We start from the raw sequence: 26,395 nt of genomic DNA, 5'->3' as shown, positions 1-26,395 counted from the left end.
ATATGTGATGGACCTTCTTGTCAGACTATATGCGCTTGAACCGAAACCGGAACTTGATCAGCGTCTGGCTGATGCAGGTATTGCGGTTCGCCGGGTGCTCGCTCCTGAACTCGGTCTTGTTTCAGACTGGATCAAGCAGGAATTTGGTCCCGGCTGGGCAAGCGAAGCCACCATTGCCTGCACCCGTCAACCATCGGCCTGCTTCATTGCGACCAAGGATGGCAAGCTCGTCGGCTTTGCCTGTTACGATGCCATTGCGCGTGGTTTTTTCGGACCAACCGGCGTCAGCGAAACCGCCAGAGGCGTAGGCATTGGCCACGACCTTTTGCTTGCCTGCCTGCTCGATATGCGCGTGCAGGGCTATGGCTACGCGGCGATCGGTGATGTCGGTCCCGTCGAGTTCTACGTCCGTGCAGTCGGAGCAACGCCGATTGCCGATTCCGAACCCGGCGTTTTTGCCGGACTGCTCAGATATCCAGATTAAATCCTGAAAGCTTACCCATGACATCACGATATGCATTCCGACTGGCAACCACGTGGCATCCTGCCAAGGACGATGAACCTCTTGCCTATTTACTGACCCTTACCAATCTCTCAGATGAGCCAATCCGGGACTTCCGCCTTTGTGTGAGTGGACCGGGCCGTATTGACCCGGCTGCTTCTGTGGAAGGTGCAACATTGACAGCCCGGCTTTCCAATCATTCGGAATTCGCACCGCCACTTGATTTTGTGCTTCAGCCCAAAACATCATGGACAATCACAGCGCGAGGATTGAGCTATCCTTTACGCCACTGGACCGATGGGGGCACCACCGCCTATCTCGTTCTTGCCGACGGAACGACCTCGCCCGTTGCAATCACACCCACCCGTGCCATCGGTGACAATGCACCATTAAAGCGTGGCGCCGAAATCTATCCTGTTCCTGTTCGTGTCGATGTTCCGCTTTCCATTGTGCCATGGCCGCAAGCGGTCTCGATTTCCGGCCGCCGTTCCGTGCCTTTGGGACTTGCTTTGCTGCCGCGAGATGATGAAGCCAAGCGTGCCGCTGATATTTTTGAAACCTTGGTACAGTCACTCTTTCCTGTTGAGGGTATTGTTCGTCCGCAGGCTGAGGGCGGTCTGCCCGTGACGCTTCGAATTGCAGAAGGATTCAAAGCGGAAGCCTATGCGATCCGTTTCGGTGATCAGACAGAAGTGACAGCCAGTACCCGTTCAGGTTTGCTCTATGGCCTCATCACTCTTGGCCAGATTGTGCGTGGTGCACGGCTCCATCCGGAAACTTTTGTGTTTCCGCTTGAAGGTGATATTTGCGACGAACCAGCCATGCGCTGGCGCGGCACGCATCTGGATGTTTCCCGGCAATTCTATGGATCAGCCGAGATCAGCCAGTTCCTCAATATCCTTGCGTGGAACAAGCTCAATCGCTTTCACTGGCATCTTTCGGATGATGAAGCTTGGCGCGTCGAGATCGATGCCTATCCGGAACTTGTTTCCGTTGGCGCGTGGCGCGGCCATGGTCTGCCGATCCCGCCATTGCTGGGCTCAGGCCCGGAAGCAATGGGTGGCTATTACACCAAGGCTGCTATTCGCGAGATCATCCGTTTGGCCGATGATCTCGGTATTGATGTCGTACCCGAGATCGATATGCCGGGGCATTGCTATTCCGTTCTGCAATCGCTGCCATGGCTGCGCGATCCGAAGGAGGCAGGAGAGTATTTTTCCATTCAGGGCTTCCCGAACAATTGCCTCAACCCCGCGCGCGAGGAAACCTATCAGTTTGTCGAAACCATTCTGGACGAGTTGCTCGAACTTTTTCCCTCGAAGACAATTCATGTCGGAGCGGATGAAGTACCCGCCGACGCATGGACTGGTTCACCGCAGGCTAAGGCACGGCTTGCCCAATTGGGCAGCGACAATGCGGCAGTGCTTCAGGCGGATTTCCTGAAGCGTGTTCAGGCATCACTCACCAAACGTGGACGCATCACCGGTGCGTGGGAAGAGGCCGCCCATGGCAGCGGCATTGATAAGAACCACTGTTATCTCAATGGCTGGCACACGGTAGAAATCAGCGCAAAGCTTGCGGCGGAAGGTTATGACATCGTGGTCTGTCCCGGCCCGGTCTACTATCTCGATATGGCCAATAGTCCTGACTGGTCGGAGCCCGGTGCCGGTTGGGCGGGTTGGTCAGAGCCGGAGAAGCTTTATAATTTTGATCCCGTCGAAGGTTGGAGCACATCGCAAAGGGAGCGGTTTCTCGGTGTCCAGACCTGCATCTGGTCTGAACCGATGACGGATCGTGCGGTTTTTGACCGGCTGGTCTTCCCGCGTATTTCAGCGCTGGCAGAGACCGGGTGGACAAGACCGGAAGCGAAGTCCTGGAGCCGCTTCAAGGCTTTGGCCGGGTTGATGCCGATTCTCTATGGCTTTCGATCGGAGGCATGATTTACGCTATACGCCGGTATCACCGGAAAAAGTTCTAGTTGCGGACGTTGCGCATAATCATTTCGTAATGGGCGTTCACATAGTCGCCAAGCTCGGGAAGGTCAGTCTGACAGTCCAGGAGCTTGTCGATTGTCAATGTCAGCGCCGGGCTGAGAAGAATATAGCTCATTTGGCTGGCGGCCGCTTCCGGCCGGAAAATACCCTCCCGAACGCCTTTCTCAAGGATGTGTTGAAGCATCGTCAAAATTGGCCGGACAAATTCCTCGTAATGCGATGCGGTCAACTCCGGAAAGCTCCGGCCATCGGAAATCAGGAACCGGAGGATTTCGCGGGAGTAGGGGTTCACGGTCATGTGTTCATAAACCGTATCCAGATATAGCCGCACGAGTTCGTCGCTGGAGCGGTTCTGGTGCTCATGCCAGAACTGCTCCTCGTTGAAAATTGGCTGTGACAGCTTGCGCACGACGTCCTGAAACAGCTCTTCCTTGTTCTGGAAATAGAGATAAATCGTGCCCTTGGTGACACCAGCCCGGTTGGCGACATCTTCGATGCGGGTTGCTGTATAACCGCGCTCAACAAACTCATCGAAAGCAGCATGCAGAATTTCCTGCGGACGTTGAGCCTTGCGGCGCGCCCTCACTCCCGGTGCAGTGGCAGCTACCTCGGCGCTTGACGCCTCTTTTATTTCAGCCATGATTTCTTCCAATGGAGCATTGAAGTCGTTTGAATGAGATTATACATTGACTGAACAATCAGTCAATAATATACCCGTCACACCTTTTCATGGATTGGTAGAATGATGCGGCCTGACTTTTACTCCCCGAAATTGACGGTTGAGCGCCAATCATGGCGGCGCGATATCCCCCTCATGCGCAAAGCGATTATCATGGTTTTTGGGCTTGCCCTATTGGCGGGTTGTCAGCCTGAAAAGGCTGCAGAACAGAAACCACCGGCACAGGTCAATGCGGTCAAGGTAGAGTTCACCGACTATGCGCAAAGTGTTTCGGTGACCGGCGAAATACGTGCCAAGATCGACAGCAATCTATCGTTCCGGGTGAGTGGCAAGGTAACAGAACGGCTTGTTGATGTCGGTGATCATGTGGCAGCGGGTGACGTGCTTGCACGTATCGATCCAACGCAGCAAAAGGCCGATCTTGACGCCTCGGACGCTGCTGTGCGTTCCGCAGAGGCGCAGGTCAGGCAGACCACATCGGCTTTTGACCGGCAGAAGGCGCTTCTTGCACAAGGGTTCACCACAAGGAGCGCCTATGACAGCGCCGAAGAAGCCCAGCGCACGGCGCAAGGGTCGCTCGACGCAGCCAAGGCTCAACTCGATACATCGCGCGAAACACTTTCCTATACGGAGCTGAAAGCGGATGCCTCGGGTGTCGTGACCGCCCGCAATATCGAGGTAGGGCAGGTGACCCAGATCGCGTCAACTGCATTCACAGTGGCCGTCGATGGGCCGCGCGACGCAATCTTCAATGTGTATGAAGGGCTGGTAACGCGAAACATCGGCAACCACCAGATTCAGATTACTCTGCTCGACGATCCCACTATCACAGCCACAGGCACGATCCGCGAGGTTTCGCCAACCGTTGATGATGCTTCTGGCACGGTACGTGTAAAAGTGGCCGTGCAAAACCCGCGGCCCGAAATGGCGCTCGGCTCTGTGGTGATCGGAACGGTGAAACTGGCTGCTGTCAAAGCGGCTGTTTTACCATCATCGGTAATGACATCGGATAATGGCAAGCCAGCCGTATGGGTGATTGATCCGCAGACAAAAGCGGTCAGCCTGCGCAGCGTGACGGTGACGGCCTATGAGTCCTTGAACGTCGCAATTGGCGGCGGCCTGCAGGCGGGCGATCAGGTCGTAACCTCAGGTGGAACCCGGTTGCGTCCGACCGAAATTGTAGCAGTCAAGAATGGTGATCCATCATGAGGCGTGTTCTTGTTGCCGGTGCAAGCCTTGTCTGTCTGAGCCTTGGTCTTGCTGCTTGCCAAAAAGAAGATGAGGCCGGAAAGCCCGAGGTCATCCGGCCAGTTCTTTCCACCATCCTTAAATCACAGTCCGTGCAGGTGCGCGGCTTTGCCGGGAAGGTCGAGCCGCGTTTTGAAACCAAACTTGGTTTCCGCACGCTCGGGCGCATTGTTCGCCGTGACGTTTCAGTGGGTGATCAGGTCTCGAACGGGCAGGAGATAGCAGCAATCGATCCGCTGGCGCTTGAGCTGGCGGTGCAGGCTGCGGAAGCGAGCCTGTCTTCAGCCAAAGCCCAGCTTGCCAATGCGGCGTCAACGGAAGATCGACAGAAAGCACTGCTTAGCCAGAGTTCGGCGACGGAAGCGACTTTTGATCAGGCACAGCAGGCACATGAAGCGGCACGGGCATCCGTTGTACGGGCCGAGGCTGACCTGACCAAGGCACGTGAAGAGCTTGGTTATGCGGTGCTGCGCTCTGATTTTGACGGTGTTGTGACATCGCTGCAGGCGGATGTGGGACAGACAGTGACTGCGGGCCAACAGATTGCCGTGGTTGCGCGCCCCGATGTGCGGGAAGCTGTTGTTGATATACCGGAAGCCGTCGCCAACCCCATTAAAATCGGCAGCAAGTTCGGCGTTTCGCTCCAAACCGATCCAACAATCCAGACGTCGGGTGTTGTCCGGGAAATAGCCCCGCAGGCCGATGAAGCCACGCGCACGCGCCGTACACGCATTACCCTGGAACAGCCACCGGAAGGGTTTCGTCTGGGAACAACCGTGACCGCCTATCTGACGACAGCGGCTGACCCGAGAATACGCATTCCGGCCACCGCCATTCTCGACAAGGACGGCAAGACGTTTGTCTGGCTCATTGACAGCAAGCAGGCAACAGTTTCCGCCAAAGAGGTCAAACTGGAAAATCGCACCAGCTTCGAAGCAATTGTCGCGGATGGGCTGACGGACGGCGACCGGATAGCAACGGCGGGCGCACACAGCCTTACCGATGGCCAAAAGATCAAGCTGACTGACGGGAATCCACTATGAAAAAGTTCAACCTTTCAGAATGGGCGCTCGATCACCGGTCTCTCGTCTGGTATTTCATGATCGTTTTTACGATTGCGGGGATTTTCTCCTACCTCAATCTTGGCCGTGAGGAAGATCCGAACTTCACCATCAAGACCATGGTGATCTCGGCGCAATGGCCGGGAGCCTCCGTTGAGGACACGACAACGCAGGTCACCGAACGGATTGAAAAGAAGCTCGAAGAACTGGACACGCTGGACTATACCCGCAGTGTCAGTTCGCCGGGTTCGACAACGATTTTCCTTAATCTCAAGGATACGGTGCGCGGCGATGCGGTGACGCAAACCTGGATTCGCGTCCGCAACATGATCCGGGATATTTCACCGCAATTTCCGCAAGGTGTGGTCGGACCGTTCTTCAATGACCAGTTTGGCGATGTCTATGGCAATGTTTACGGCTTCACATCAGATGGACTCAGCCAGCGGCAATTGCGTGATTACGTTGAAGACGTCAGGCGGAAAATCCTGACTGTCCCCGATGTTGGCAAGGTCGAGCTGGTCGGGGCGCAGGACGAAGCGATCTATCTGGAGTTTTCTCCCAAACAGGTTGCCGCTCTGGGGCTGGATCAACAGGCCATTATCAGCACCTTGCAGGCCCAGAATGCGATTACCCCATCGGGCGTTATCGAGACTGGACCCGAGCGGGTGATGATCCGGGTAAACGGGCAGTTCGTATCGGAAAAAAGCCTTCAGGCCATCAATCTGCGCGTCAATGACCGGTTTTTCCGTTTGAGCGATGTGGCGCGGGTTACCCGTGGTTATGCGGACCCGCCGACCAGCCTGTTCCGTGTGAACGGCAAGGAAGCGATCGGACTTGCCATTGGTATGAAGCCGAACGGCAATCTGCTTAAATTTGGCGAACATCTTAAAGCGCAGATGCAGCAGATCACGGCGGATTTGCCTGTTGGCGTTGGTGTTAATCTGGTTTCGGACCAGCCGCAGATCGTCGAAGAAGCGGTTTCGGGTTTCACCCGGGCGCTGTTCGAGGCGGTTGCTATCGTGTTGGCGGTCAGCTTTGTCAGTCTGGGAATGCGCGCTGGTTTTGTCGTTGCGCTGGCTATACCGCTTGTTCTGGCGATCACCTTCATGGTGATGGAGTATATGGGCATTTCGCTCCAGCGTATCTCGCTCGGTGCATTGATTATCGCGCTTGGGCTGCTTGTGGATGACGCCATGATCGCTGTCGAGATGATGGTGGCACGGCTAGAGTCGGGAGATGACTTACGAAAAGCCGCAACCTATGTTTATACCCACACGGCTTTTCCGATGCTGACAGGCACGTTGGTGACAGTATCAGGCTTCATTCCCGTTGGTCTCAATAGCAGTGCGGCGGGCGAATTCACCTATACGCTGTTCGTGGTGATTGCCGTATCGCTTGTTGTCTCGTGGATCGTGGCCGTGGTTTTCACGCCTCTGCTCGGTGTGACTTTGCTACCGAAAACAATGAAGAACAAGCACGAGAATCCCAGCCGGTTTGCCACGCTGTTTCAGCGCATTCTCTTGGCTTGCATGCGGTTCCGATGGGTGACAATCGCCGTTACAGTGGGCATTTTTGCCCTGTCAGTCTACGGTATGGGCCATGTGCAACAACAGTTCTTTCCCAATTCCGACCGTCACGAACTGATTGTCGACTGGAACCTGCCGCAGAATGCCTCGATCCTTGAAACCAAGGCGCAGATGGATAAGTTTGAGGCAGAGCAACTGGCCGGGAATGCCGATATTGATCATTGGAGTTCCTATGTCGGGCAGGGCGCAATCCGCTTCCTTCTGTCATTCGACGTGCAGCCATCAAATCCGTTTTTCGGCCAGACCGTTATCGTAACAAAGAGTCTCGAAGCGCGTGACCGGCTACGAACAAAACTACAGGCATGGCTGAAGAACGAGTTTCCAAGCACCGATGCCTTTGTGCATCTGCTTGATATCGGTCCGCCTGTCGGACGTCCGGTTCAGTACCGCGTCAGTGGGCCCGATGTTCAGAAGGTCCGCGATTATTCCCATGAGATGGCCAATCTGATTGCAGGCAATCCATCCATCGGGGACATTACATTCGACTGGAACGAGCCATCACGCGTCATCAAGGTTGACGTGCTGCAGGATAAGGCGCGGCAACTGGGGATCACCTCGGAATCAATTGCCTCGTCGCTCAACGCCGTTGTCGGTGGCTCGACGATCACGCAGGTCAGGGATTCCATCTATCTGATCGATGTGATCGTGCGCGCCCGTGCTGATGAGCGTGGATCAATCGATCAGCTGCGCAATATCCAGCTGACAACCGCCAATGGCCAGTCCGTACCGGCAGCCGCTGTGGCAAATTTCCGCTACGAACTTGAGCAGTCCGTCGTCTGGCGTCGTGCGCGCCAACCCACCATCACGCTGAAAGCCGGTGTTTTGGGTGATTTACAGCCAGCGACGGTTGTCTCACAGCTTGCCCCGAAAGTAGCGGAGTTCACGGAAAAGCTGCCACCCGGTTATGGGATTGTCGTGGGTGGTGCCGTTGAAGAAAGCGGCAAGGCCCAGGCTCCAATCGCTGCCGTCGCACCTTTGATGCTATTCGCCATGGTGACGCTACTGATGATCCAGTTGCAAAGCTTCCAGCGGCTGTTCCTGGTGTTTGCGGTCGCGCCTCTGGCAATCATCGGCGTTGTTGCCGCTCTGCTTTCCAGCAACTCACCACTTGGCTTTGTGGCATTGCTCGGCGTGCTGGCATTGATCGGCATTCTGATCCGAAACTCGGTCATCCTCGTCGTCCAGATCGAGGATTTGCGAAGTGAGGGTAAAGACCCATGGAGCGCTGTCGTCGAAGCGACGGAGCATCGAATGCGTCCCATTATGTTAACGGCTGCGGCTGCCAGTCTTGCGCTGATCCCGATTGCCCGCGAGATTTTCTGGGGGCCAATGGCCTATGCCATGATGGGTGGTATTATCGTTGGAACCGTGCTGACACTGCTGTTTTTGCCAGCGCTCTATATTGCGTGGTTCCGTATCAAGGCTCCCGATCATAATGCGCCGCCCGAGGAGCATCAGGAACCTCAAGGTGTCAACGCATGATGGATGATAAGGTGGGAGCCGGGTGCTCCCATCAGACAACAGGAATGTCATGAGCGAACAGGCACCGGAAAATCCCCTTCACACACTTCGGGTTATCGAGTTTGAGGGAATTGGCCCCGGACCACTTGCCGGGCTCATGCTTGCCAATCTTGGGGCGCAGGTGACAGTGATCACGCGTCCGACGCCGCTAAAAATCATGCAGGAATTCGGTGGCGATGCGGGGAACAATCCCCTTCGCCAAAACAAACGGATTGTCGCTCTCGACCTTAAAACTGCTGCCGGTGTCGAGCAGGCGCTCGAGCTGGTGGCGGGTGCCGATGCATTGGTCGAAGCTAACAGGCCCGGCGTCATGGAACGCCTTGGCCTTGGACCGGGCGAATGTGCCGCCCGTAATCCACGGCTGGTCTACGGCCGCATGACCGGTTGGGGTCAGACAGGCCCCCTGGCGCAAAGTGCTGGCCATGATCTGAATTATCTCGCTTTGACGGGGCTGCTTTCTCTCTCTGCGCGCTCAGGACAAGCGCCCATAGCGGCGCCAACCGTGATGGGTGATGCGACCGGTTCTCTTGGTTTGTGTTTCGGTATCGTCAGCGCTGTGCTGGATGCGAGAATATCAGGTCAGGGAAGAGTGGTGGATGCGGCAATTGTCGATGTGGTGGCGATGCTTGGAACAATCGTGCAACTCGCGCGTGCGAGCGGGCAGATTGACGGGGTTGAGCCAAGCCCGTTCCATGACTCGCCATTTTACGACAGCTATATCTGTGCCGACGGGCGTTTCATTACTGTTGGGGCACTTGAAACGCAGTTTTATGCGATATTGCTCGCCAAACTCGGACTTACAGATGTCGATCCAGCTTCGCAATATGATCGCAAACAATGGCCTGCTCTGAAGGCGCGTTTCGCTGAACTATTTGCCAGTCATCCACGCGATCACTGGTGTGAAATTCTGGAAGGAAGCGATGCCTGCTTTACACCGGTTCTGAGCATTGCTGAAGCGGTAAACCATGTACACAATAAGGCGCGCGGCATTTATAAAGAGACGCCCTCGGGCTTGATCGAGACGGCACCTGCACCCCGGTTCTCGGCTCTCAATCCTACCAGATAATAAAAATCCGGGGCCTTTCGACCCCGGATTTCATGCCGTGATGGTTAGAAATTGCGCTGGAAGCGGATAATGCCGCCAAAGGCATCGTCGTTGCCGCCATGGGCTTCTGAGTAGTCCTTACGCGCACCGTCAAACTTGGTGTAGTTGATTTCCGGTGTGATCGTGAAGCCGGGAACAAGTTCGTAGGCCACGTTCAAAGCAGCAGCAATCGTGCCCTGTTCTTCGTAGGCAACCTGAGCGTTGACAGTTGCCTTGTCGGAAACCTTGGCTGCCAAACCGCCCCAGACAGCGTAGTCACCTTCCCACGTACCGAACCAGTTGCGGTTGACGTTGGTATTGAAGGAGTCTTCGTTGTAATTGGTCTGATAGGCACCCATGACCCAGGCGGACACTGTATCGGTAAACTTCACGTCCAGACGAGCCTTGAAGCCCCATTCTTCGACGGCCGAGTCATAACCAGCGATACCGGAGATTGATCCCCAACCCTGTTCATACTTGGCACCGATAAGGGCATGGGGCATGTAGTCATCAATACGGTAATCGTAACTCTGACCATTCAAATTCTCAGCTTCACCCTGTTCAGCGGCGATGATAGCAGAGAAGCCGTTTCCGGCAGTGTACGTATAGCTCACCTGGTTGCTGGCAAAGCTGTTGTACTGGATCACGTCGTCGTTGATGATGTTACCAGCATAACCAACCCATGAGCCGAAGATTTCATCAGCAACACCGATGCGGAAACCGCCCAGCTCAATGAATGCCTGTGGGATCGACGCGCCGTCCTGATTGCCATCCGTGTACTGGAAACGTGTCTGGATGTAGGAGCGGAGTGTGCCGAGTTCGGTTTCCGTACGTGCATCGAAACGGACTTCAGCACGGGCACGCTTGTACCACGTATCATTTTTGCCGCCCATGTGACCGCCCAAATAGGGGTCGTCACCACCGCCGGCATCATAACGCATATAGCCGCCGATTTTCAGGCATGTTTCCGTACCGGGAATATAGAAGAAGCCAGCGCCGTACGCGTCGCAGACGCGCACATATTCGACGGCCTCCGGTTCGGCCACGACGACTGCATCTGCAGCGCGCGCGCCCGACACCACAACAAGTGCAGCGGCGGTGCCGAGAAGAAGACTTTTGATATTCATGTCGATCTCCAGTTAAGGATAAATTGTTAGAGGCAAGCCAAAGACGCAGTGCCTCACTTATGTCTTACTTTGGCACCCTTTTCGTCAAAGGACATAACTGGTGGTATCATGCTACCAATGCTCCTGTTGCCGTTTTGCTACAATCTGTAGGCCTTAAAGCGCCGGGACTTACAACCAAGGGATGAAGCAGTGAGGAGGGTAAAGTGCCCAGCCGACTTACTGTTTTCGCGCAAAAATCAAGCTTCGCAAGACGCAAACCAAGTGGGGGCTCGCCGATGAGAATTTGTCGAATGGATCGGTTTTTCGGGTAAATATCTTTGCGAAACAGCCTGCCAGCAGAAAAATGGATATCAAAATGGTAGCAAAATGCGACCAGTTATGTCCTTTGACTGCCTTGAAAATCGGATGCAACGTAACAATGCATATTCTCGTTGACGTAGAAGGACTGCGCTTCAACAAGAAGGCAATTGAGTTCAGTTGATCTCCAGTCAATGCTCAAAAGGCCCTGCTTTTAAAGGCAGGGCCATTTTATTTGGGCTTGTTAACGTGGAATTCTTGCTTTTCAGACGGCGTAATAGTCAGGCGTACGATCTATGGGCAATAGATCGTAATCTTTGTTGGCAAGATGAATATCGAACTGAGCGCGAGCGATATGCGCGGCAACCATATTCTCAAAAACATCATCGAGTGGAGGCAATATATCTATCCGTCGGCCTCCATCTTCCAGCAAGCGCACGAGGCCTTCTGCTTCCGCTCGCTTCATTAAACGGCGAATGTGTGTGCGCGAAACGCCGTAGAGATGACCGATATCATCATAGGGAAAGCAGACAGTATTTTCAGTAACTGTTGATGGCTGTCCCTTCATTGACATAAGTTTGCAAAGCAGGATGCCGCCCCCGTCGCTGATCGCGAACAGTTTCGAACTGTGCAGCTTGGAGATCATTGTGCTGATATTCAGCAACGAGTGCAGGCTGGACGCGAAATAGCGTTCCACAAAATCATCCGACCCTTCAATCAGCTGTTTGTAATGCCGTGAGGGGAATAGTTTGTCCGCTGCACTGAGGGCTATGCCGGTAATTCTTCTGATGCCGAATATCATCTTGTTGGTTGGTTGGATCAGGTGATTTCTGTGATCACTTTCGTCCAGCACACGGGTAACAAGTCCTATGTTTTCCAAAAGGTCGATCGTAGCGGCAGTGGTGTTTTTGCTGCATAGCTTCAAACCCGACGTTATGTTCTGGATGCTGGATATTGTTGCGCCGTGATTTCCATTGCTGCGTGTAAAATGCAACGCCAGAATAGACATACAGATCACCTGGCGGGCAACATTGGCCATGACTTTGTTGGCCATATATCGACCTTCGAAAATCCTGACGGCACCGTTTGCGTAGTCAGTGGCAGCGGCCCCGAAGTTGGGATTTCGTCTCAGGATAGCCACTCTTTGCAGCAGCCACTTTGAACGCGTTTCATGACTGATGCAGGGAAGAGTTTCCGGCACGCCGTCGTTCATAAATGCGATTCCCATGCGATTGACTCTCCGTCTGGGTTTTACCAGGACAAATACACCCTTTGCGGGCAGCTCATTTGGCGGGGTGTCGGGGAGCCCTCTCCTGATTGCGCAATCTACATGTTTTGGCTGAAGACACCGATAACAAGTGCGTGAATCCGGGAAGGGCTTTTCGTGATAGTAAGTAGGTAGCCGTTGATTGTTGATCACCACGATGAATGTCGTGCTGCTGGTTATTGGGTTTAATCCAGTAGGCTTTATTCTCTTTCGAGATAAGCAATTGGATCGGGAACCAATAATATGGGTGTAAATTAATCCGAGGCGTAGGCGGCTATCATTGCGTCGCAGGCGCGTTTCAATTGTTGTTGAGGGCCTTCTGCGCCAGCGCTTTGGCTGCATACCCGCGCACCCTCGACGAGCAGCATCAGTGCATCGGCCAATTGCTCGGCCTGTTTCACTCCAGCCTGCCGGCAAAGATCGGTCAGGCGGTCCATATGCGCTTTTTTGGCATCTACGATCACCTTGAAAGCCGGGTGATTGGCTTCTTTCAATTCGACAGCGGCATTTGCGAGATCGCAACCGCGCCGGTCATTGAATATGCATTCCGCAGCTTCTTCAATCCAGCCGCGTATCTGGGCAAGTGGATTGTCAGGGAAGGTTGTTTCCAGGTCGCGCCAAATTTGTTCCCGGCGTTCGGACACCTGTTTGAGGCATTCGCAGATCAGATCGTCCTTTGATCCGAAATGGCGATAAAGCGTCATCTTGTTGGAATCAGCAGCCTCTGCAATCGCGTCAACACCAACACCCTTGATGCCCTGTTGGCGAAACAAATCAATGGCGCTCGCCATAATACGCGCCCGTGGCGGCATTCGGTTGCCTTCGGATTCCACCGATATAACAGTCTCGTGAGGCTTTGATATTTCTTGCGTTGGTGCGCTTGACATGGATGTTACCGTCCAGTAACTATTGGCTTGTTACTTACCGGTAACACGCATTTGGTTCGTGTGTCAATTTTATTTGAAATTGGTATCCGGGCCGCCGCCACAGAAAAGTACGGATTGACGTTTCTATTTGAAAACGCGGCAACGACGCCGCTGAGAAGGAGTGCATCATGCCACAGACATATGCCGATCTTACCCTTGCTGAAGCCCTGTCAGATCCCCTGATCAACGCTGTCATGAGCGCTGATCATGTGACCCGCAGCGAGCTCGAACTCCTTATGAAGTCTGTGGCACGCAAAAATTTTGAAGCCACCGCTTCAACCAATTGGCAACGACCTTTTACAGTCGATGGACCTGCAGTGACCAAAAGTCTGGCTGCCATAGGCAACCGCATGGCATCGGCTTGTTGCGGAAGTGCAGTCTAGGGTTCGATCAACTGTTCGATTGCTGTTTTGAAAAAGACCGGCGGCCTCCATGAGGGCCGCCGGTTTTCTTTTGGCCAGCGCCGTCAGACAATTTTCAGATAATCTTTCCAACGGGGATCGCGCATATAGCTGCGGGCGCGCATATGTTTCCACGCGCCATATTTATGGAAATCAAAGTCAAGCGCGGACACTTCCCTTTGGACCATGGCCCATGTGGACCATTTAATATCGGCAAGCGCTTTGTGGACGTAGAGCCGGGCATACATTTGCGGATCGAAATGACCGAAATACTCCTCGATCACTTCATTCTCTATGGTATTGGAGAAAAACATCTCGCCGCACCAGATACCAAGATCGTAGCATCGGTCATTATTCGACGCGTATTCGTAATCGATGAGCATGATCGTCTTGGCCTCGTCGACCATGAAATTGCCCGGCATGGGATCATTGAAGCAGGCGACAAGATCAATGCCCGATGCTTCAAGCGCCGATCGCGCCATGCGATATTGCGTGTACAGCCAGTCGAAATCTTGCGGGAAAAAACCATTCAAGGTGCGGGCCTGATCGATATGTTCCTCGATCATATCAAAAACGGTTTTGGTCAGCCCCAACTGGCCGGCATTATGAAACTGCCTGTAAGCGCCAATGGCGGCATTGCGAATTTCAACATCGCGAAAATCCTTGTTGGTGCAGGAACGGCGGTCCTCGATGAAATCCGTAATTTCGATGCCTTTATGGGCAAGGTAGGGATAGCCTTTGGGTCCGATTCCGATTTCCTCGGCTCGCCTGCTGGCCTCAAGTGCGGCTTGCCGGTCAATAAACATCTCCGTGCCTTGACCCGGCATTTTCAGGAAATAGGGAATCTCATGGCCGTTGATCCTGATCTGCCAATTGGTATTGCTGATGCCGCCGAGTACCGGCGCATAGGAGATATGTTCGCTTTGCCACTCGGAGATTTCCAATAGGACTGCTTCAAGCGCCCGTTCGGAGGCTGTTACCGCCTGACCCAGTAATTTACCCTGCATGCCAGTTCTCCAAGTCGGATTATCGGTCAAAGTTTGCGCAGCATGATCTCGAAGTGCGGGTCGAGAATGGCCATCCGACACCGCAATAATCGCCATTGTGCATATTTGAGATATTCAAGTCCGGTCCGTGGCGAAGTGGCGTCGAGTAAAACGCCCCACAGTCCCCACATCAGATCGTCAGCAATGCCGTAGAGCTTGCAGCGATGCATGGACGTCTCGTGATAGTGACCATCAAATATTTCCAGAGCCAGTTGCTTGCCGTCGTCGAACTGGAATGCCTCATTGAGAAAAACACCGAGGTCATAATAGGGGTCCGTGTCACAAGCCTGATCGAAATCGACGAGCTGCACTTCATTTGATCCATTGATCATAATGTTGGAAGAAAGCCCATCCGCGTGGGCGGGCTTTACATCAATCCCTGCTGCATCAAGCGCGGCTTTGATCGTCGCGACATTCTCTAGCATCCACCAGATATCGCCTTCCGGCACGATGGATGCCGCCGCCAGATCAGCCTCAAACCTTTTGATCCCGTCGAAGACAGACCAAGGTTTTCCGAGACGTGGCGTAGCGTGGAACATCTTCTTGGCCTTGACCACATTGGCAGTGATCAGAGCATTTCCGAAATCGTCCATCCGGCCTGTACGCCAGGACGAATCCAGCAGATCGGAGATATAGGCATTATGTTCAGGCAGAAAATGTCTTGGCTCTGGCGTAAGGCCAAGTCTGGCGGCATTTTCAGCCGCCTTGTGGGCGACGGCACCGGAACTATAGGGCAGGAAATCCGTATGCAGGATTTTGACGAAGGCTTTTCGTTGATCTGCTCCGGCAGAAACGATCCAGCAATCGCCGTCAACAGCCCGATGCACCGGCGAAACGACTGGCGGAACCAGTCGTTCGTAGGTGACCGGTTGGCCCTGCCATTCGGGGATGGCGAGGATCAACCGTTCAAGTGCCTGTTCTTCGGGACTGGATGCTTCGCCGGGCTTTTTCATGTTGTGCCTTCAGCTTTTCAGAACATTGCCATGCATGCAGAAATCCCAGAGCATAGCCGTGAGGATATGAGTGCCAATCGCCCGGTCTTCCGGCGTGGTGAATTCGGTCGGATGATGAATCACACCATCCACGCTGGGAACTGCAATGACGATGGCTGGACATTTATCGGCCAGAGCCACGCCATCATGACCGCCGATCGTATCGAGATAGAGGGTCGAATAGCCGAGGCTTTTGGCCGTCTTGGTTGCCAGATTGACAAGACCTTCATCCATCCGGCCCGCTTTGCGATAATCGACGAACCTTACCTCGTAGCCGACTCCTGCACGTTGTGCGCACGCTTCGATCTTGCTTTTGAACTCGTCTTCGGCGCTTTGGAGAATATCGGGAGAGCCGGAGCGCAGTTCGACGAACAAAACGGCTTCCGCAGGCACGACATTGGGAGAGTTCGGGAACACTTCGAGCCGCCCGACTGACGTGTGGAGATCAAGTCCACCCTTGTCGGCCATGGTCTTAAGTTCGGCGATAAGATAAGCGGCGGCAAGCAAAGCATCCTTGCGTTCTGCCATGGGTGTCGGGCCGGTGTGAGCCTGCTTGCCGAGAAAGGCCAGCCGATACTTGGTTGCGCCCCAATACCGTGTGAACGCCGCGAATTTCAAATCCGCCTTTTCGAGCTTATCTGAGCCTTCAATGTGCAATTCTATATAGGCATCAGGCAGGGCAGGCGCAGCCTCACCGGCATAGCCGATATCAGTCAGGGCCTCGCGCACCGAAATATTGTCACCATCCCGGCGATCAAGGGCGAAATCCAGTGTCAAAGCACCGGTGTAAACAGAGCTTCCGAGGAGACTGGGCTGAAAGCGCGCGCCTTCCTCGTTGGTCCAGTTGACCACTGTCAGATTGACCTTGGGCGTAAGACCGTCTTTCTCGACGGCCTGTTTGATTGTATCGACCGCAGTGCAGGCAGCGATGACACCAAGCGCACCATCGAAACGACCGCCATTTGGCTGGCTGTCGAGGTGAGAACCGGTCATAACCATAGGTGCATCAGGTCCAGCCCAATCGAGAATTCCGAACATATTGCCGATACCATCGACCTCAAGCCGCAGGCCACGGTCTCGTACCCAGGCTGCAAACCAATCGCGCGCCTGCCCGTCTTCTTTCGACAAGGTCAGACGATTCATTGATCCACCTTCGCCGCCACCAATGAGTGACACTTCATCCATCAAGCGATGGAGTTCGACCTCATCAATTGCCGGTACGGGAACGGCGACCCTGCCGATTTCATGCATAAATAACCTCAACCTGCGCTTCTTTCAGTTTTTCGGCAAAATCCGCCCGCGGTTGCGCATCTGTCACGAGCGTATCTATATCCTTGAGTTCGAGTGTCCGTATGTTTCCCGTTCGACCAAACTTGTTGCTGTCAGCCAGCATCACGTAATGGCGTGAGCGCGTGCGCAGTTCGCGGCGCACCGCGGCTTCGTCTTCGCCGTAATCCATAAAGCCGTAGGCATAGTCGACCGCTGCAATACTAACGAAGGCGGTATCGAACAGGTGTCCCTTGATGGCTTCGAGGGTGGAGGGCCCAAACAGCGCGCGATAGCTCGGATTGAGTGTGCCGCCCACCACGGTGACGCTGCCCGAATAACCCGCGTCGAAGAGCTGGGCGATATCAAGCGAGTTGGTGAAAATGTTCAGCCCTTCGATGTTGATCAGGTGCCGCGCAAACGCCAGCGTGGTTGTGCCGGAATCAACGAATATCTTGCTGCCACTCTTCACCAGTTTTGCTGCATGAACGGCAAGCCGCCCCTTTTCCCGTGCATTGATGCGCATGCGTTCTGCGGCGGGCTGATCCAGTCCGATAGCCTGCTTCACGCCGCCGCCATAGACGCAGCGCATATGTCCCTCCCGTTCAAGCACCTTCAGATCGCGGCGGATGGTCTCACGACTGACATCAAGTCTTCGGGAAATATCCTTGACCGAAACACGTCCATGCTTGGCCAGTTCTGCAAGAATAACCTGCACTCTCATATCAGGAAGAGCCATGTTGCCATCTCCAATGCCGTGCCAAAGTAAATCGTGGCTGAACTTACTGGCTAATGTTGCCGCTGAATGTCGGGCGGGATGATAAATCCGTACAGAACTGCGGCTATCCGGATAGGGGCCGCGTCGCCATTTCGACCGCACGCCCCACCGGTTTATCTGCTCAAGATCAAGAATGCCGATCTTCTGGGTCTTCATGCAACGACCCTCATATCCCGGTTTCTGGGCTCATCAAGAAGGAAGCAGGCTGCCATGTCCTTCGATCCGCGGTCTGTCAGAACAGGGCTTTGCGTCAGGCACCGCTCCATGACGTTCGGGCATCGCCCGGCAAAGCTGCATCCAACTGGCAGATCGATGGGGCTCGGCGGCTCGCCTTCCAGAAGATAATCCTCCGGGCGATAGCGCCGTTCTTCTAGCGTTGGAACCGCACTCATCAAGGTGCGGGTATAGGGATGGCCGGGATCAAAGAACAATCGCTGATTATGGGCAATTTCGACAATTTCACCGAGATACATGACTGCCACCCGGTTGCAAACGCGGCGTACCATGGCGAGGTCATGCGAGATGAAAACATAGGTCAGGCCGTATTGTGCCTGCAGCTTTTCGAACAGCTTCAGGAGTTTGAATTGTTCGGTCTGGTCGAGGGATGACAGCGTTTCATCCATGATCAGCACTTTGGGCTGAAGCACCATGGCCCGTGCCACATTGATGCGCTGGCGCTGTCCGGCGCTAAGGCCGATGGGCAGTTCCTCGTAGAGCGACGAGGGAAGACCGACTTCATCCATAACTGTCAGAGCCCGTTGTCGCAGCTCTTTCCTGTCACGCACGCCGTGGGTGCGTAGGGGCTCCTCCAGAATGGCGCCGATAGCGGTTCGCGGAGGAAGGGAACTGAACGGGTCTTGCAAGACAAGCTGAAAATTCCGTCTGAATTTCAGAAGGTCTTTTCCGGAAAGGCGGGAAATATCGTCACCATTGCAGAGAACCTGACCGCTATCGGGAAGTTCCAGTCTGCTTAGAAGCCGCATCATCGAAGATTTGCCACAGCCGGACTCGCCGACGACCCCGAAATTCTCACCGGCAAACACATCAAAGGTGACGTTGCGCACGGCACGTACCGTATTATGCGACGCGAAAGTGCCGCGCTTGCGCACGCTATAGGACCGGCTGACATCCCGCACGCTGATCACGACCTCCTTGCCTGTCGAAGCTGGGACATTGGCTGCCCCCTCGGCCCAGAGCTTGGGAATTTGCGCCATCAGTTCCGATGTATAGGGATGCTTGGGATGTTGCACCAAAGCAGTAGTTTCCTGCTGTTCGACAATCCTGCCTTCTTCCAGAACAAGAATACGGGAAGCGACATCGCTGACAACGGGAAGCGAGGAGGAAACGAAAAAGACCGCCGTATCGAAGCGCTCTGTCAGTTCGCGCAGAAGCCGCAGCACCTGCGCCGCAACTGTCACATCCAACGGCTGGGTAATATTGTCAGCCACCAGAAAGGCCGGATTGCTGACAAGAGCGTCAACAATCAGCGCCCGCTGCATCATACCGCCGCTGAACTGCGAGGGGTATTCGTGGAAGCGGTTCTTGGCTGAGGGTATCCGTACCGCATCGAGCAGGTCGACCACACGTTTCCTTGCTTCCGCAGTACCAATCTCAGGCGCAACAGCTTGGAGCTTTTCGACGATTTGATACCCGACAGGCAGGGTAGGGTCGAGCGCGCCCATGGGATCGCCGCCGACATAGGCGATTTCCCGTCGTAGCTTGCGCATGGGCCCGGATGCAACGGTGAGAATATTGTTGGACTTATATTCCACCCGTCCTGCTGCAATCTCCAGCGGTGGTTCGATCCAGTTGACCAGCGCTTTGGACAGAATGGTCTTGCCGGAACCACTGGCGCCGATCAGGCCGACAATCTCACGCGGGGCAAGATCAAAACTGATATCACTCAACACACGGCGTTTGCCCGATCCGGTGCGCAGGTCGATTGAAAGATCGCGAACGGAGAGAACCGGCGAGGCCTGTGTCATGATGCACCTCCATGGATGCGGTTTCTCGCCCGCTCAAGCACGGCACCCATCAGATTGATGCTTGTTAGTGTCACACACAGGAACACACCCGGCATGGTGGCAATCCACCACGCATTGAGAAGATATTTGCGCCCATCCGCGATGATATTGCCGAAGGTAGGGGTTGGCGGCTGCACGCCGAGCCCGATGAAGCCGAGGATGGATTCGAAAATCATCATGCGGGCTACATCAAGGACTGACACGAATATAATGGGTGGCAGAATGAGCGGTGCCAGCAGACGCACCATGATGCGGAAGTTCGAAGCGCCCATGACCTGTGCCGCCCTGACATATTCGCGCTTACGCTCGGTCATGACCACACTGCGGGTCACGCGTGCATAGGTCGGCCAGCTTGAAAGCCCGAGGACAAGGATGATTGCCGGTATGGTCGGGCGGGAGACACCGAGCACCGCAATGGCAAGGATGATCATCGGAATCGACAGCTGGGCATCGGTGATGCGCATGATCACCGTATCGATCTTGCCGCCGAAATAACCGGCAATCATGCCGAGAGAACAGCCGACGCAGAGCATGAGCGCGACGGTGCTCACGCCGATCAGAAATGAATAGCGTAATCCGACGAGCGAGCGCACCAGCATGTCCCGGCCGATCTGGTCCGTGCCCAGTGGATGCGCCCATGTCCAGCCCTGTTGCAGGAACAGCGGCGGGATCAGACGGTCCTTCACATTCATCTTGGTGGGGTCGATGCCGCTCCACTCAGGGTAGAATATTGCGGCAATAAGCAGGATGAGGCAGATGGCGAGGCCAAAGCGAAACTCGTTCGAGGATATGGCGAGACGCCAGATACGCCGCGAAATTGACGCCCCCCTGATTGATTCAGGCTCGACACTCTTGGCAGGGATGGCTTCAAGCACACTCATCAGTATTCGAGCCTCGGATCGATCATCGTCGCCACCAGGTCGACGGCAATATTGATGAAGACAAAGATGGCACTGGTGACAATCGCAATGCCCTGAATGAGCGGGAAATCACGCTGAAGAACGGCATTGATAGTCAGCAGCCCAAGCCCCGGATAATCGAAGATGAACTCGACAATCAGCACTCCGCCGAGCAGTCCGCTGAACTGGATACCCAGAAGATTAAGTAGAGGGACGGAGGCATTGCGCAGCGCATGACCGAAGACAATGCGTCGCCGACTGAGGCCGCGCACTTTGCCAACAGCCACGAAAGGTTCCATCATGATCCCCGCCATGGATGCGGTCAGCGTGCGGATCAGGACGGGTGATAGTTCAACGGCAAGAACAATCGCGGGCAGGATCGTATAGGCAAAGCCCTGATAGCCGATCGCCGGAAGCCAGCCAAGTTTGACCGAAAGCAGCAGCGCGAGAATGATCCCGAGCCAAAAGTTCGGCAGGGAAACGAATATGGACGATATGTAAAAGGCCAGCCTATCCGGCCATCGCCCCGGTGCAAGGCCACCGGGTATGCCCACGAGAAAAGAGAAAGCCAGCGCAATCACGATAGCAAGACCTGCCAATTGCAGCGTCATCGGCAAGGTTTCGAGAATGAGGTCGAGAACTTTGGCCCGCTCGCCGCGCGTTGAGTCATTAAAGTTTGCGCCACCTGTCGAAGCGCCATTGGCAGGCCGTACAAATGACTGCCCGAGATCACCCTGAACCACCCCGCTCATATAGCGGCCGAACTGCACGATAATCGGGTCGCGAAGGCCCATATCCTTGGCAATCTGTTCGATCAGAGCTTCCGGTGCCATGCCACCAGCCATCAACCGGACAGGATCGCCAGGAACGACACGCAGCAGGGTAAAAATCAACAGCGAAACAAGGAACACAATCAGTGCTCCCTGCAACAACCGTCTGACCAGAAAACTCAGAACAAACATGAAGGCGGTCTCCGCATCATCGACCTGCAATCCGCTGTGCGGGATTGCGGGCCAGCGACATTCGCGTCACGCAAACGTGGTTTTCGAAGCGTCCATTGTCCCATCAGGATAGATGAAGAGCCCGGCCAGGTCCTTTTGCATGGCGTGGATCATCACCGAGGTGAACAGTGAGAGCGCTGGCACTTTTTCGGCCAGAAGCGGCATGGTTTCACCCTGCAGGATTTTCTTGCGCTCTTCCAGATTGGGGGCGTTGCGCTCCTTGTCGAGCGACGCGTCAATCTGCGGATCTTCGATGCCGGTGATGCGCTTGGAACTGGAGTGGAAGTGGGTGCGCAGCACCAGATCAGGTTCCGGCGAGCCAGTCGACCAGCCACAATCGATCATGTGGCCGGGGCCACCGCCCGGACGATCATAGAGCCGTTCATTCCACGCCGCCGGTTCGAGCACTGTAAGGGTTACAGGAAAACCCTGTTCCTGCAGCATGGCGGTGATGACCTCGCCATATTCCTTGGTCTTTGGATAGAACCCGACTGACGTGATGTATTCGAGATCAGGCAGGCCCTTGCCCTTCGGGAAACCTGCCTCTGCCAGAAGTTTCTGGCAAGCTTCAGGATCATATTTCGGATAATTGGGCAGGTCCGTATAGCCGAATTTCACAGGTGATACGTAGTTGTAGGATTCATGCCCGGCGGAGCCCAGCACCTCGCGGATCATGGCAAGATCAATGGCGTGACAGGCGGCCATGCGCACCTTCGGGTCATTGAAGGGGGGCTTGGAACAACGGAACCAGAGATATTTGTTTTCAACGGAGACAACGCTGTTGATAGCAATGGCCTTGTTGCCTTCCAGTGTCGTTACCTGTTCGGGTTCAAGCCGCTCGACAATGGAAGCCTGACCATTCAGCAGTGACAGCATTCGGGTGGTGGCATCACCGACGAAGGTAAAATTGATGCCTGGAATTTTCGGTTCGCCGCGAAAATAATCCTTGTTGGCTTCCAGCAGGGTGTCATTGCCCTTCTGGGCGACGAAACGGAAGGGACCTGTACCATTCAATCTTTGGGTCAAAGGTCCAGATGGTCCGCCTGCAATGTCCGTTGCCGACATCATCGGCAAATAGGATGCGAGAAATACGAAGAGATGGGCAGGGTAGCCGCCCTTGGATGTATTGACGATGACGGTGTGATCATCTGGGGTGGTGATATCGAGGGTCTCAGTCGGGCCGGGGTACCATTGAGCCGGACGATCCTTGCGGGAGCCATACTCGAAAGTCGCCTTGACATCCTCGGCCTTGAACGGCTTGCCGTCGTGAAATTTCACATCATCGCGCAGCTTGATCTCAAGCGTATTGGCATCAAGCAGCTTGATGCTGGTTGCCAGTTCATAGACCGTTTCCTCCGGGTTATCGAGGCGCATTGGCGTGCGCGTCAGAAAGCCCATGACGAAAGCCTGGACGTTAATTTGCGAAAGTGTCGTATGGGATGTCGGGTCCCAGTTGCCCGTGATGTTCTCGGCCGAGAGAAAAACCATCGGCTTGCCGCTTTGGGCAAAGGCAGAAGAAAAGAAGAAGTCCGGATTCACATTCAAAAGAGCAGCACCGGCGCCCAGCGACGCCGCATGTGTCAAGAAATTACGCCTGCTGATAGTTGGCATTGAATTCCCCTTTTGTGGTTTTGTGGTTTTCATGAGGCTAACAAAGGATTTCGAATGTGACAATAGGGGTAGTTTTGGCTCTCCGGCAGTCAATGCTTTGAGAAACTATACAACGGTCAAAACATAGGCAGTATAGATAGATATCTGCCCAAATTTCGGTGTTATGCGCTCAAGGACAAGCCATCTTGCACTTGGATTCAGCAAAAATGGATAGAAAGGCCGATTGTAAATATTTTAGAAGAAGTCACAAAACCACATTTTCGGTGATTTATTCGGCAGTTGCGATGTGCGAAGAGAAGTATGACTGCGGAGTTTGAGAGATTCCGGCAGCAGTGCAAGTATGATGAGTTCGTTTGCCAAGCTGTATTTGAGTCATATGACACGCTTGCCACCAGCCTCGCATCTGCACAGGATTTTCGCAACTGCCCAAAATATCATCATGAAATGTTCAATTGTTGGGCTGGCAATCGTTTAGTACGCGTCGAGCAGATTGTTTTTTGACGCAATACGAGCCGGAAATTCGACGGAATAAAGCGTGCGCATTTGAACGCCTGTCAAAATCCTCTGCGGGTTAGTTCGTTGGCAAGCTAAAATTTCGTTTTTTGAACTTTTCCAACGCTGGCAATCCTCTTGATTGCAAAAGTGGCACGCAACTTGCTTTGCAGAAAGTATCCGCAGGTGGCGGCGCACGATTGGGCGCTGGACCTGCAAGATTAGCGCGCACAACTAGGTAGTGAGAGAAGCCACAATGACAAAATACAAACTCGAATATATCTGGCTCGACGGTTACACACCGGTCCCAAATCTTCGCGGCAAGACGCAGGTCAAGGAATTTGACGCTTTTCCAAAGTTGGAACAGCTGCCGCTCTGGAACTTCGACGGAAGTTCGACTTTGCAGGCCGAAGGCCGGAGTTCGGATTGTGTTCTGAAGCCTGTTGCGATCTATCCAGATAGCGAGCGCAAGAACGGCGTTCTGGTCATGTGCGAAGTTATGATGCCCGATGGCAAGACACCGCACCCATCCAACAATCGCGCAACCATTCTTGACGATGAAGGCGCGTGGTTCGGTTTTGAGCAGGAATATTTCTTCTATCAGAACGGTCGCCCGCTCGGCTTTCCTGATGCAGGCTATCCGGCGCCACAGGGTCCTTATTACACGGGTGTGGGTTACAGCAATGTTGGTAGCGTTGCCCGCCAGATTGTCGAAGAGCACCTTGATATCTGTCTCGCTGCCGGTTTGAACCATGAAGGCATTAATGCTGAGGTTGCCAAGGGTCAGTGGGAATTCCAGATTTTCGGCAAGGGCTCCAAGCGGGCTGCCGACGAAATCTGGATGGCACGTTATCTTCTGCAGCGTCTGTGCGAAAAGTACGGCATTGATGTTGAATACCATTGCAAGCCGCTCGGCGATACGGACTGGAACGGTTCCGGCATGCATGCCAATTTCTCGACTGCCTTTATGCGCGAAGTCGGCGGCAAGGACTACTTTGAACAGGTCATGGCTGCATTTGCCGATGCCTGCGATGATCATATTGCCGTGTATGGACCAGACAACCATCTGCGTTTGACTGGCAAGCACGAGACGCAGTCCATTCATCAGTTCAGCTATGGTGTTGCTGATCGCGGTGCGTCAATCCGCGTGCCACATAGCTTTGTGAACAGTGGCTACCGTGGTTATCTCGAAGATCGTCGTCCGAACTCGCAGGGCGATCCCTACCAGATTGCTTCGCAGATTCTGCGCACAATTGCTTCGGTTCCGGAGCCTGTTGCCGACACACTGGCTGCCTGACTTTAATGCTTCCGGCATGGCGCGGGTTTTCTGCGCCATGCCGTTTCTCTTTGGTAGGCCTTCCGGCCTTTGCACAATATGTGCGTACTTATCTGGTCCAGTTGTCGACGTAACTGAGCGCCGATACCAATCTCAAAACCAAATCGCCAATCACTCAACCTGCATACCCTCTCGGGTTTTGATGGTTGTTTCAGTCTACCTATGCGTACTCAGGGTGGAATGTGATCTCACTTGCAATCATTAGGCGAGAAGATCATGCTGTCTTTGCAATGCCATCGACTGCGACTCTGGGGTAAATTTGATGCGCAATTCACCTGCAAATATTCCTGAATTCGAGACATTTTCAGCCACAATCGAAGTGCAGATTCCGCGCGATGGCTTCGAGTGATGCGTTGAACGCGTTTCATTCAATAGGGACGGGAGCCATCGAGGCATTGTTAAACCGGAACGCATGGTGCGTACCGGGGGAAACGCGAACCATACTCGCAAGGAACACATGAAAATGAACCAGTTTCTTACAAAGACGCTCGCCGCATCGGTGATTGTTGGCGCCGGAATGACCTTATTTGCCCTCCCGGCATCTGCAGCCAGCACCGCAGCCCAGTCCGTCACCAAAGAATGCAGCACTCAATATCAGGCAGCCAAGGATGGGAATAAGCTGAACGGCCAGACATGGCCACAGTTCCTCTCAACCTGTAGTGCCAATCTGAAGACAGATGCAGCAGCACCTGCTCCCGCTCCGGCGGTGAAGGCGAAAGACGCCATGAAACCGGCAAAGGCACAGACAACGGCGGCAGCACCCGCAGCTGCCGGCGCGATGTCCGGGAAGGCTGTAACCAAGGAATGCAGCACGCAGTATCAGGCAGCCAAAACAGCTGGTACGCTGAATGGCCAGAAGTGGCCGCAGTTCCTTTCGGCTTGCAGTGACAGCCTGAAGTCGGATCAATCCGATGCGACACCGCCGCCGGAACCAACTGTTGCACCGACCAAAGCTGCGGCCAGCAAAGCTGCCACAGCGCCGGAAACATCCGCCAATGGCAAACCCTTATCCGCAGGTGAGATTGCGTTCCGTTCGCGCATTCGCGAATGCGGTGACGATTGGCAGAAGGCGAAGGCTGCCAACAAGGTTGCCGGTCAAACATGGCCGCAATATTGGAGCGCATGCAACACGCGCCTGAAGGCCGAATGAAAGCGAACAGCCATCAGGCGTTTGCTCTTTGAAACTCTATAAACGCCCGGATAGGACGACCTCCTGTCCGGGCGTTTCTGCTTGCAACCTCTGGCCTTTTCTGGCGT

The 26,395-nt window shown here is 54.4% G+C and carries 21 protein-coding genes; 9 read left to right on the top strand and 12 right to left on the bottom strand.

The features are described from left to right. The first annotated feature begins 7 nt into the window (after positions 1 to 7). Together AB4Y96_RS03800 and AB4Y96_RS03795 are read left to right on the top strand one after the other, a co-directional pair. Positions 8 to 484 carry a GNAT family N-acetyltransferase gene (locus AB4Y96_RS03800; RefSeq protein ID WP_441915757.1) on the top strand — a complete coding sequence of 159 codons (477 nt, stop codon included), beginning with the start codon at positions 8 to 10 and terminating at the stop codon, positions 482 to 484. Positions 485 to 501: 17 nt separating this feature from the next. After that, the gene (locus AB4Y96_RS03795) at positions 502 to 2,442 is read left to right on the top strand and encodes a beta-N-acetylhexosaminidase (RefSeq protein WP_441915755.1); all 1,941 of its coding nucleotides are present in this window, start codon (positions 502 to 504) and stop codon (positions 2,440 to 2,442) included. A 34-nt stretch (positions 2,443 to 2,476) separates the two neighbouring features. On the opposite strand, the gene AB4Y96_RS03790 is transcribed toward AB4Y96_RS03795, so the two are convergent. Beyond that, the gene (locus tag AB4Y96_RS03790) at positions 2,477 to 3,136 is read right to left on the bottom strand and encodes a TetR/AcrR family transcriptional regulator (protein ID WP_441915753.1); all 660 of its coding nucleotides are present in this window, start codon (positions 3,134 to 3,136) and stop codon (positions 2,477 to 2,479) included. 102 nt (positions 3,137 to 3,238) lie between these two features. Between AB4Y96_RS03790 and AB4Y96_RS03785 the strand changes: the two genes are divergently transcribed. From AB4Y96_RS03785 to AB4Y96_RS03770, 4 genes are read left to right on the top strand one after another with little or no spacing between them, the layout of a single operon-like run. After that, the gene (locus tag AB4Y96_RS03785; protein WP_244518420.1) at positions 3,239 to 4,384 is read left to right on the top strand and encodes an efflux RND transporter periplasmic adaptor subunit; all 1,146 of its coding nucleotides are present in this window, start codon (positions 3,239 to 3,241) and stop codon (positions 4,382 to 4,384) included. Next, the gene (locus AB4Y96_RS03780) at positions 4,381 to 5,466 is read left to right on the top strand and encodes an efflux RND transporter periplasmic adaptor subunit (RefSeq protein WP_441915751.1); all 1,086 of its coding nucleotides are present in this window, start codon (positions 4,381 to 4,383) and stop codon (positions 5,464 to 5,466) included. Before AB4Y96_RS03785 ends, AB4Y96_RS03780 begins: the two co-directional genes overlap by 4 nt. Beyond that, positions 5,463 to 8,552, top strand: coding sequence for an efflux RND transporter permease subunit (locus tag AB4Y96_RS03775; protein WP_091883058.1), 3,090 nt, complete (start codon positions 5,463 to 5,465; stop codon positions 8,550 to 8,552). The genes AB4Y96_RS03780 and AB4Y96_RS03775 overlap by 4 nt, the downstream gene beginning before the upstream one ends. Before the next feature lie 49 nt (positions 8,553 to 8,601). Next, positions 8,602 to 9,657, top strand: coding sequence for a CaiB/BaiF CoA transferase family protein (locus AB4Y96_RS03770; protein WP_441915748.1), 1,056 nt, complete (start codon positions 8,602 to 8,604; stop codon positions 9,655 to 9,657). Between the two features lie 44 nt (positions 9,658 to 9,701). Here AB4Y96_RS03770 and AB4Y96_RS03765 read toward each other — a convergent pair whose 3' ends face one another. From AB4Y96_RS03765 to AB4Y96_RS03755, 3 genes are all read right to left on the bottom strand, one after another. Further along, entirely contained in the window at positions 9,702 to 10,802 is a 1,101-nt protein-coding gene (locus AB4Y96_RS03765; RefSeq protein ID WP_091883053.1) for a porin, read from the bottom strand. Positions 10,803 to 11,364: 562 nt separating this feature from the next. Next, positions 11,365 to 12,327, bottom strand: coding sequence for a helix-turn-helix domain-containing protein (locus tag AB4Y96_RS03760; protein WP_441915746.1), 963 nt, complete (start codon positions 12,325 to 12,327; stop codon positions 11,365 to 11,367). A 293-nt stretch (positions 12,328 to 12,620) separates the two neighbouring features. Continuing rightward, positions 12,621 to 13,253 carry a TetR/AcrR family transcriptional regulator gene (locus AB4Y96_RS03755; RefSeq protein WP_441915744.1) on the bottom strand — a complete coding sequence of 211 codons (633 nt, stop codon included), beginning with the start codon at positions 13,251 to 13,253 and terminating at the stop codon, positions 12,621 to 12,623. Positions 13,254 to 13,420: 167 nt separating this feature from the next. Between AB4Y96_RS03755 and AB4Y96_RS03750 the strand changes: the two genes are divergently transcribed. Further along, positions 13,421 to 13,675 (top strand): hypothetical protein, encoded by a 255-nt coding sequence (locus tag AB4Y96_RS03750; RefSeq protein WP_091883043.1) that lies wholly within the window; start codon positions 13,421 to 13,423, stop codon positions 13,673 to 13,675. Positions 13,676 to 13,758: 83 nt separating this feature from the next. On the opposite strand, the gene AB4Y96_RS03745 is transcribed toward AB4Y96_RS03750, so the two are convergent. From AB4Y96_RS03745 to AB4Y96_RS03710, 8 genes are all read right to left on the bottom strand, one after another. Further along, entirely contained in the window at positions 13,759 to 14,700 is a 942-nt protein-coding gene (locus AB4Y96_RS03745) for a phosphotransferase (RefSeq protein WP_441915743.1), read from the bottom strand. 26 nt (positions 14,701 to 14,726) lie between these two features. Continuing rightward, complete coding sequence (locus AB4Y96_RS03740) at positions 14,727 to 15,692, bottom strand: phosphotransferase family protein (protein ID WP_441915742.1); 966 nt, start codon at positions 15,690 to 15,692, stop codon at positions 14,727 to 14,729. Between the two features lie 9 nt (positions 15,693 to 15,701). Then, entirely contained in the window at positions 15,702 to 16,982 is a 1,281-nt protein-coding gene (locus tag AB4Y96_RS03735; RefSeq protein WP_441915740.1) for a Zn-dependent hydrolase, read from the bottom strand. Beyond that, the gene (locus tag AB4Y96_RS03730; protein ID WP_441915738.1) at positions 16,975 to 17,931 is read right to left on the bottom strand and encodes a DeoR/GlpR family DNA-binding transcription regulator; all 957 of its coding nucleotides are present in this window, start codon (positions 17,929 to 17,931) and stop codon (positions 16,975 to 16,977) included. The genes AB4Y96_RS03735 and AB4Y96_RS03730 overlap by 8 nt, the downstream gene beginning before the upstream one ends. Next, complete coding sequence (locus tag AB4Y96_RS03725; RefSeq protein ID WP_441915736.1) at positions 17,928 to 19,760, bottom strand: ABC transporter ATP-binding protein; 1,833 nt, start codon at positions 19,758 to 19,760, stop codon at positions 17,928 to 17,930. The genes AB4Y96_RS03730 and AB4Y96_RS03725 overlap by 4 nt, the downstream gene beginning before the upstream one ends. Then, entirely contained in the window at positions 19,757 to 20,680 is a 924-nt protein-coding gene (locus AB4Y96_RS03720) for an ABC transporter permease (RefSeq protein ID WP_441915734.1), read from the bottom strand. The genes AB4Y96_RS03725 and AB4Y96_RS03720 overlap by 4 nt, the downstream gene beginning before the upstream one ends. Beyond that, complete coding sequence (locus tag AB4Y96_RS03715) at positions 20,680 to 21,660, bottom strand: ABC transporter permease (protein WP_441915732.1); 981 nt, start codon at positions 21,658 to 21,660, stop codon at positions 20,680 to 20,682. The genes AB4Y96_RS03720 and AB4Y96_RS03715 overlap by 1 nt, the downstream gene beginning before the upstream one ends. 66 nt (positions 21,661 to 21,726) lie before the next feature. Further along, positions 21,727 to 23,310: an ABC transporter substrate-binding protein gene (locus AB4Y96_RS03710; protein WP_441915730.1), complete on the bottom strand. Its 1,584-nt coding sequence runs from the start codon at positions 23,308 to 23,310 to the stop codon at positions 21,727 to 21,729. Positions 23,311 to 24,058: 748 nt separating this feature from the next. Here AB4Y96_RS03710 and AB4Y96_RS03705 point away from each other — a divergent pair. Together AB4Y96_RS03705 and AB4Y96_RS03700 are read left to right on the top strand one after the other, a co-directional pair. Continuing rightward, positions 24,059 to 25,099 (top strand): glutamine synthetase beta-grasp domain-containing protein, encoded by a 1,041-nt coding sequence (locus AB4Y96_RS03705; RefSeq protein WP_091883022.1) that lies wholly within the window; start codon positions 24,059 to 24,061, stop codon positions 25,097 to 25,099. A 502-nt stretch (positions 25,100 to 25,601) separates the two neighbouring features. Beyond that, complete coding sequence (locus AB4Y96_RS03700) at positions 25,602 to 26,288, top strand: hypothetical protein (RefSeq protein ID WP_091883020.1); 687 nt, start codon at positions 25,602 to 25,604, stop codon at positions 26,286 to 26,288. Positions 26,289 to 26,395 lie beyond the last annotated feature (107 nt).

The sequence above is a fragment of the Phyllobacterium sp. TAF24 genome, from assembly GCF_052113785.1.
Taxonomy (GTDB): domain Bacteria; phylum Pseudomonadota; class Alphaproteobacteria; order Rhizobiales; family Rhizobiaceae; genus Phyllobacterium.
The sequence above is the reverse complement of the archived record's forward strand: the minus strand, read 5'-3'. Positions and strand labels throughout refer to the sequence as shown.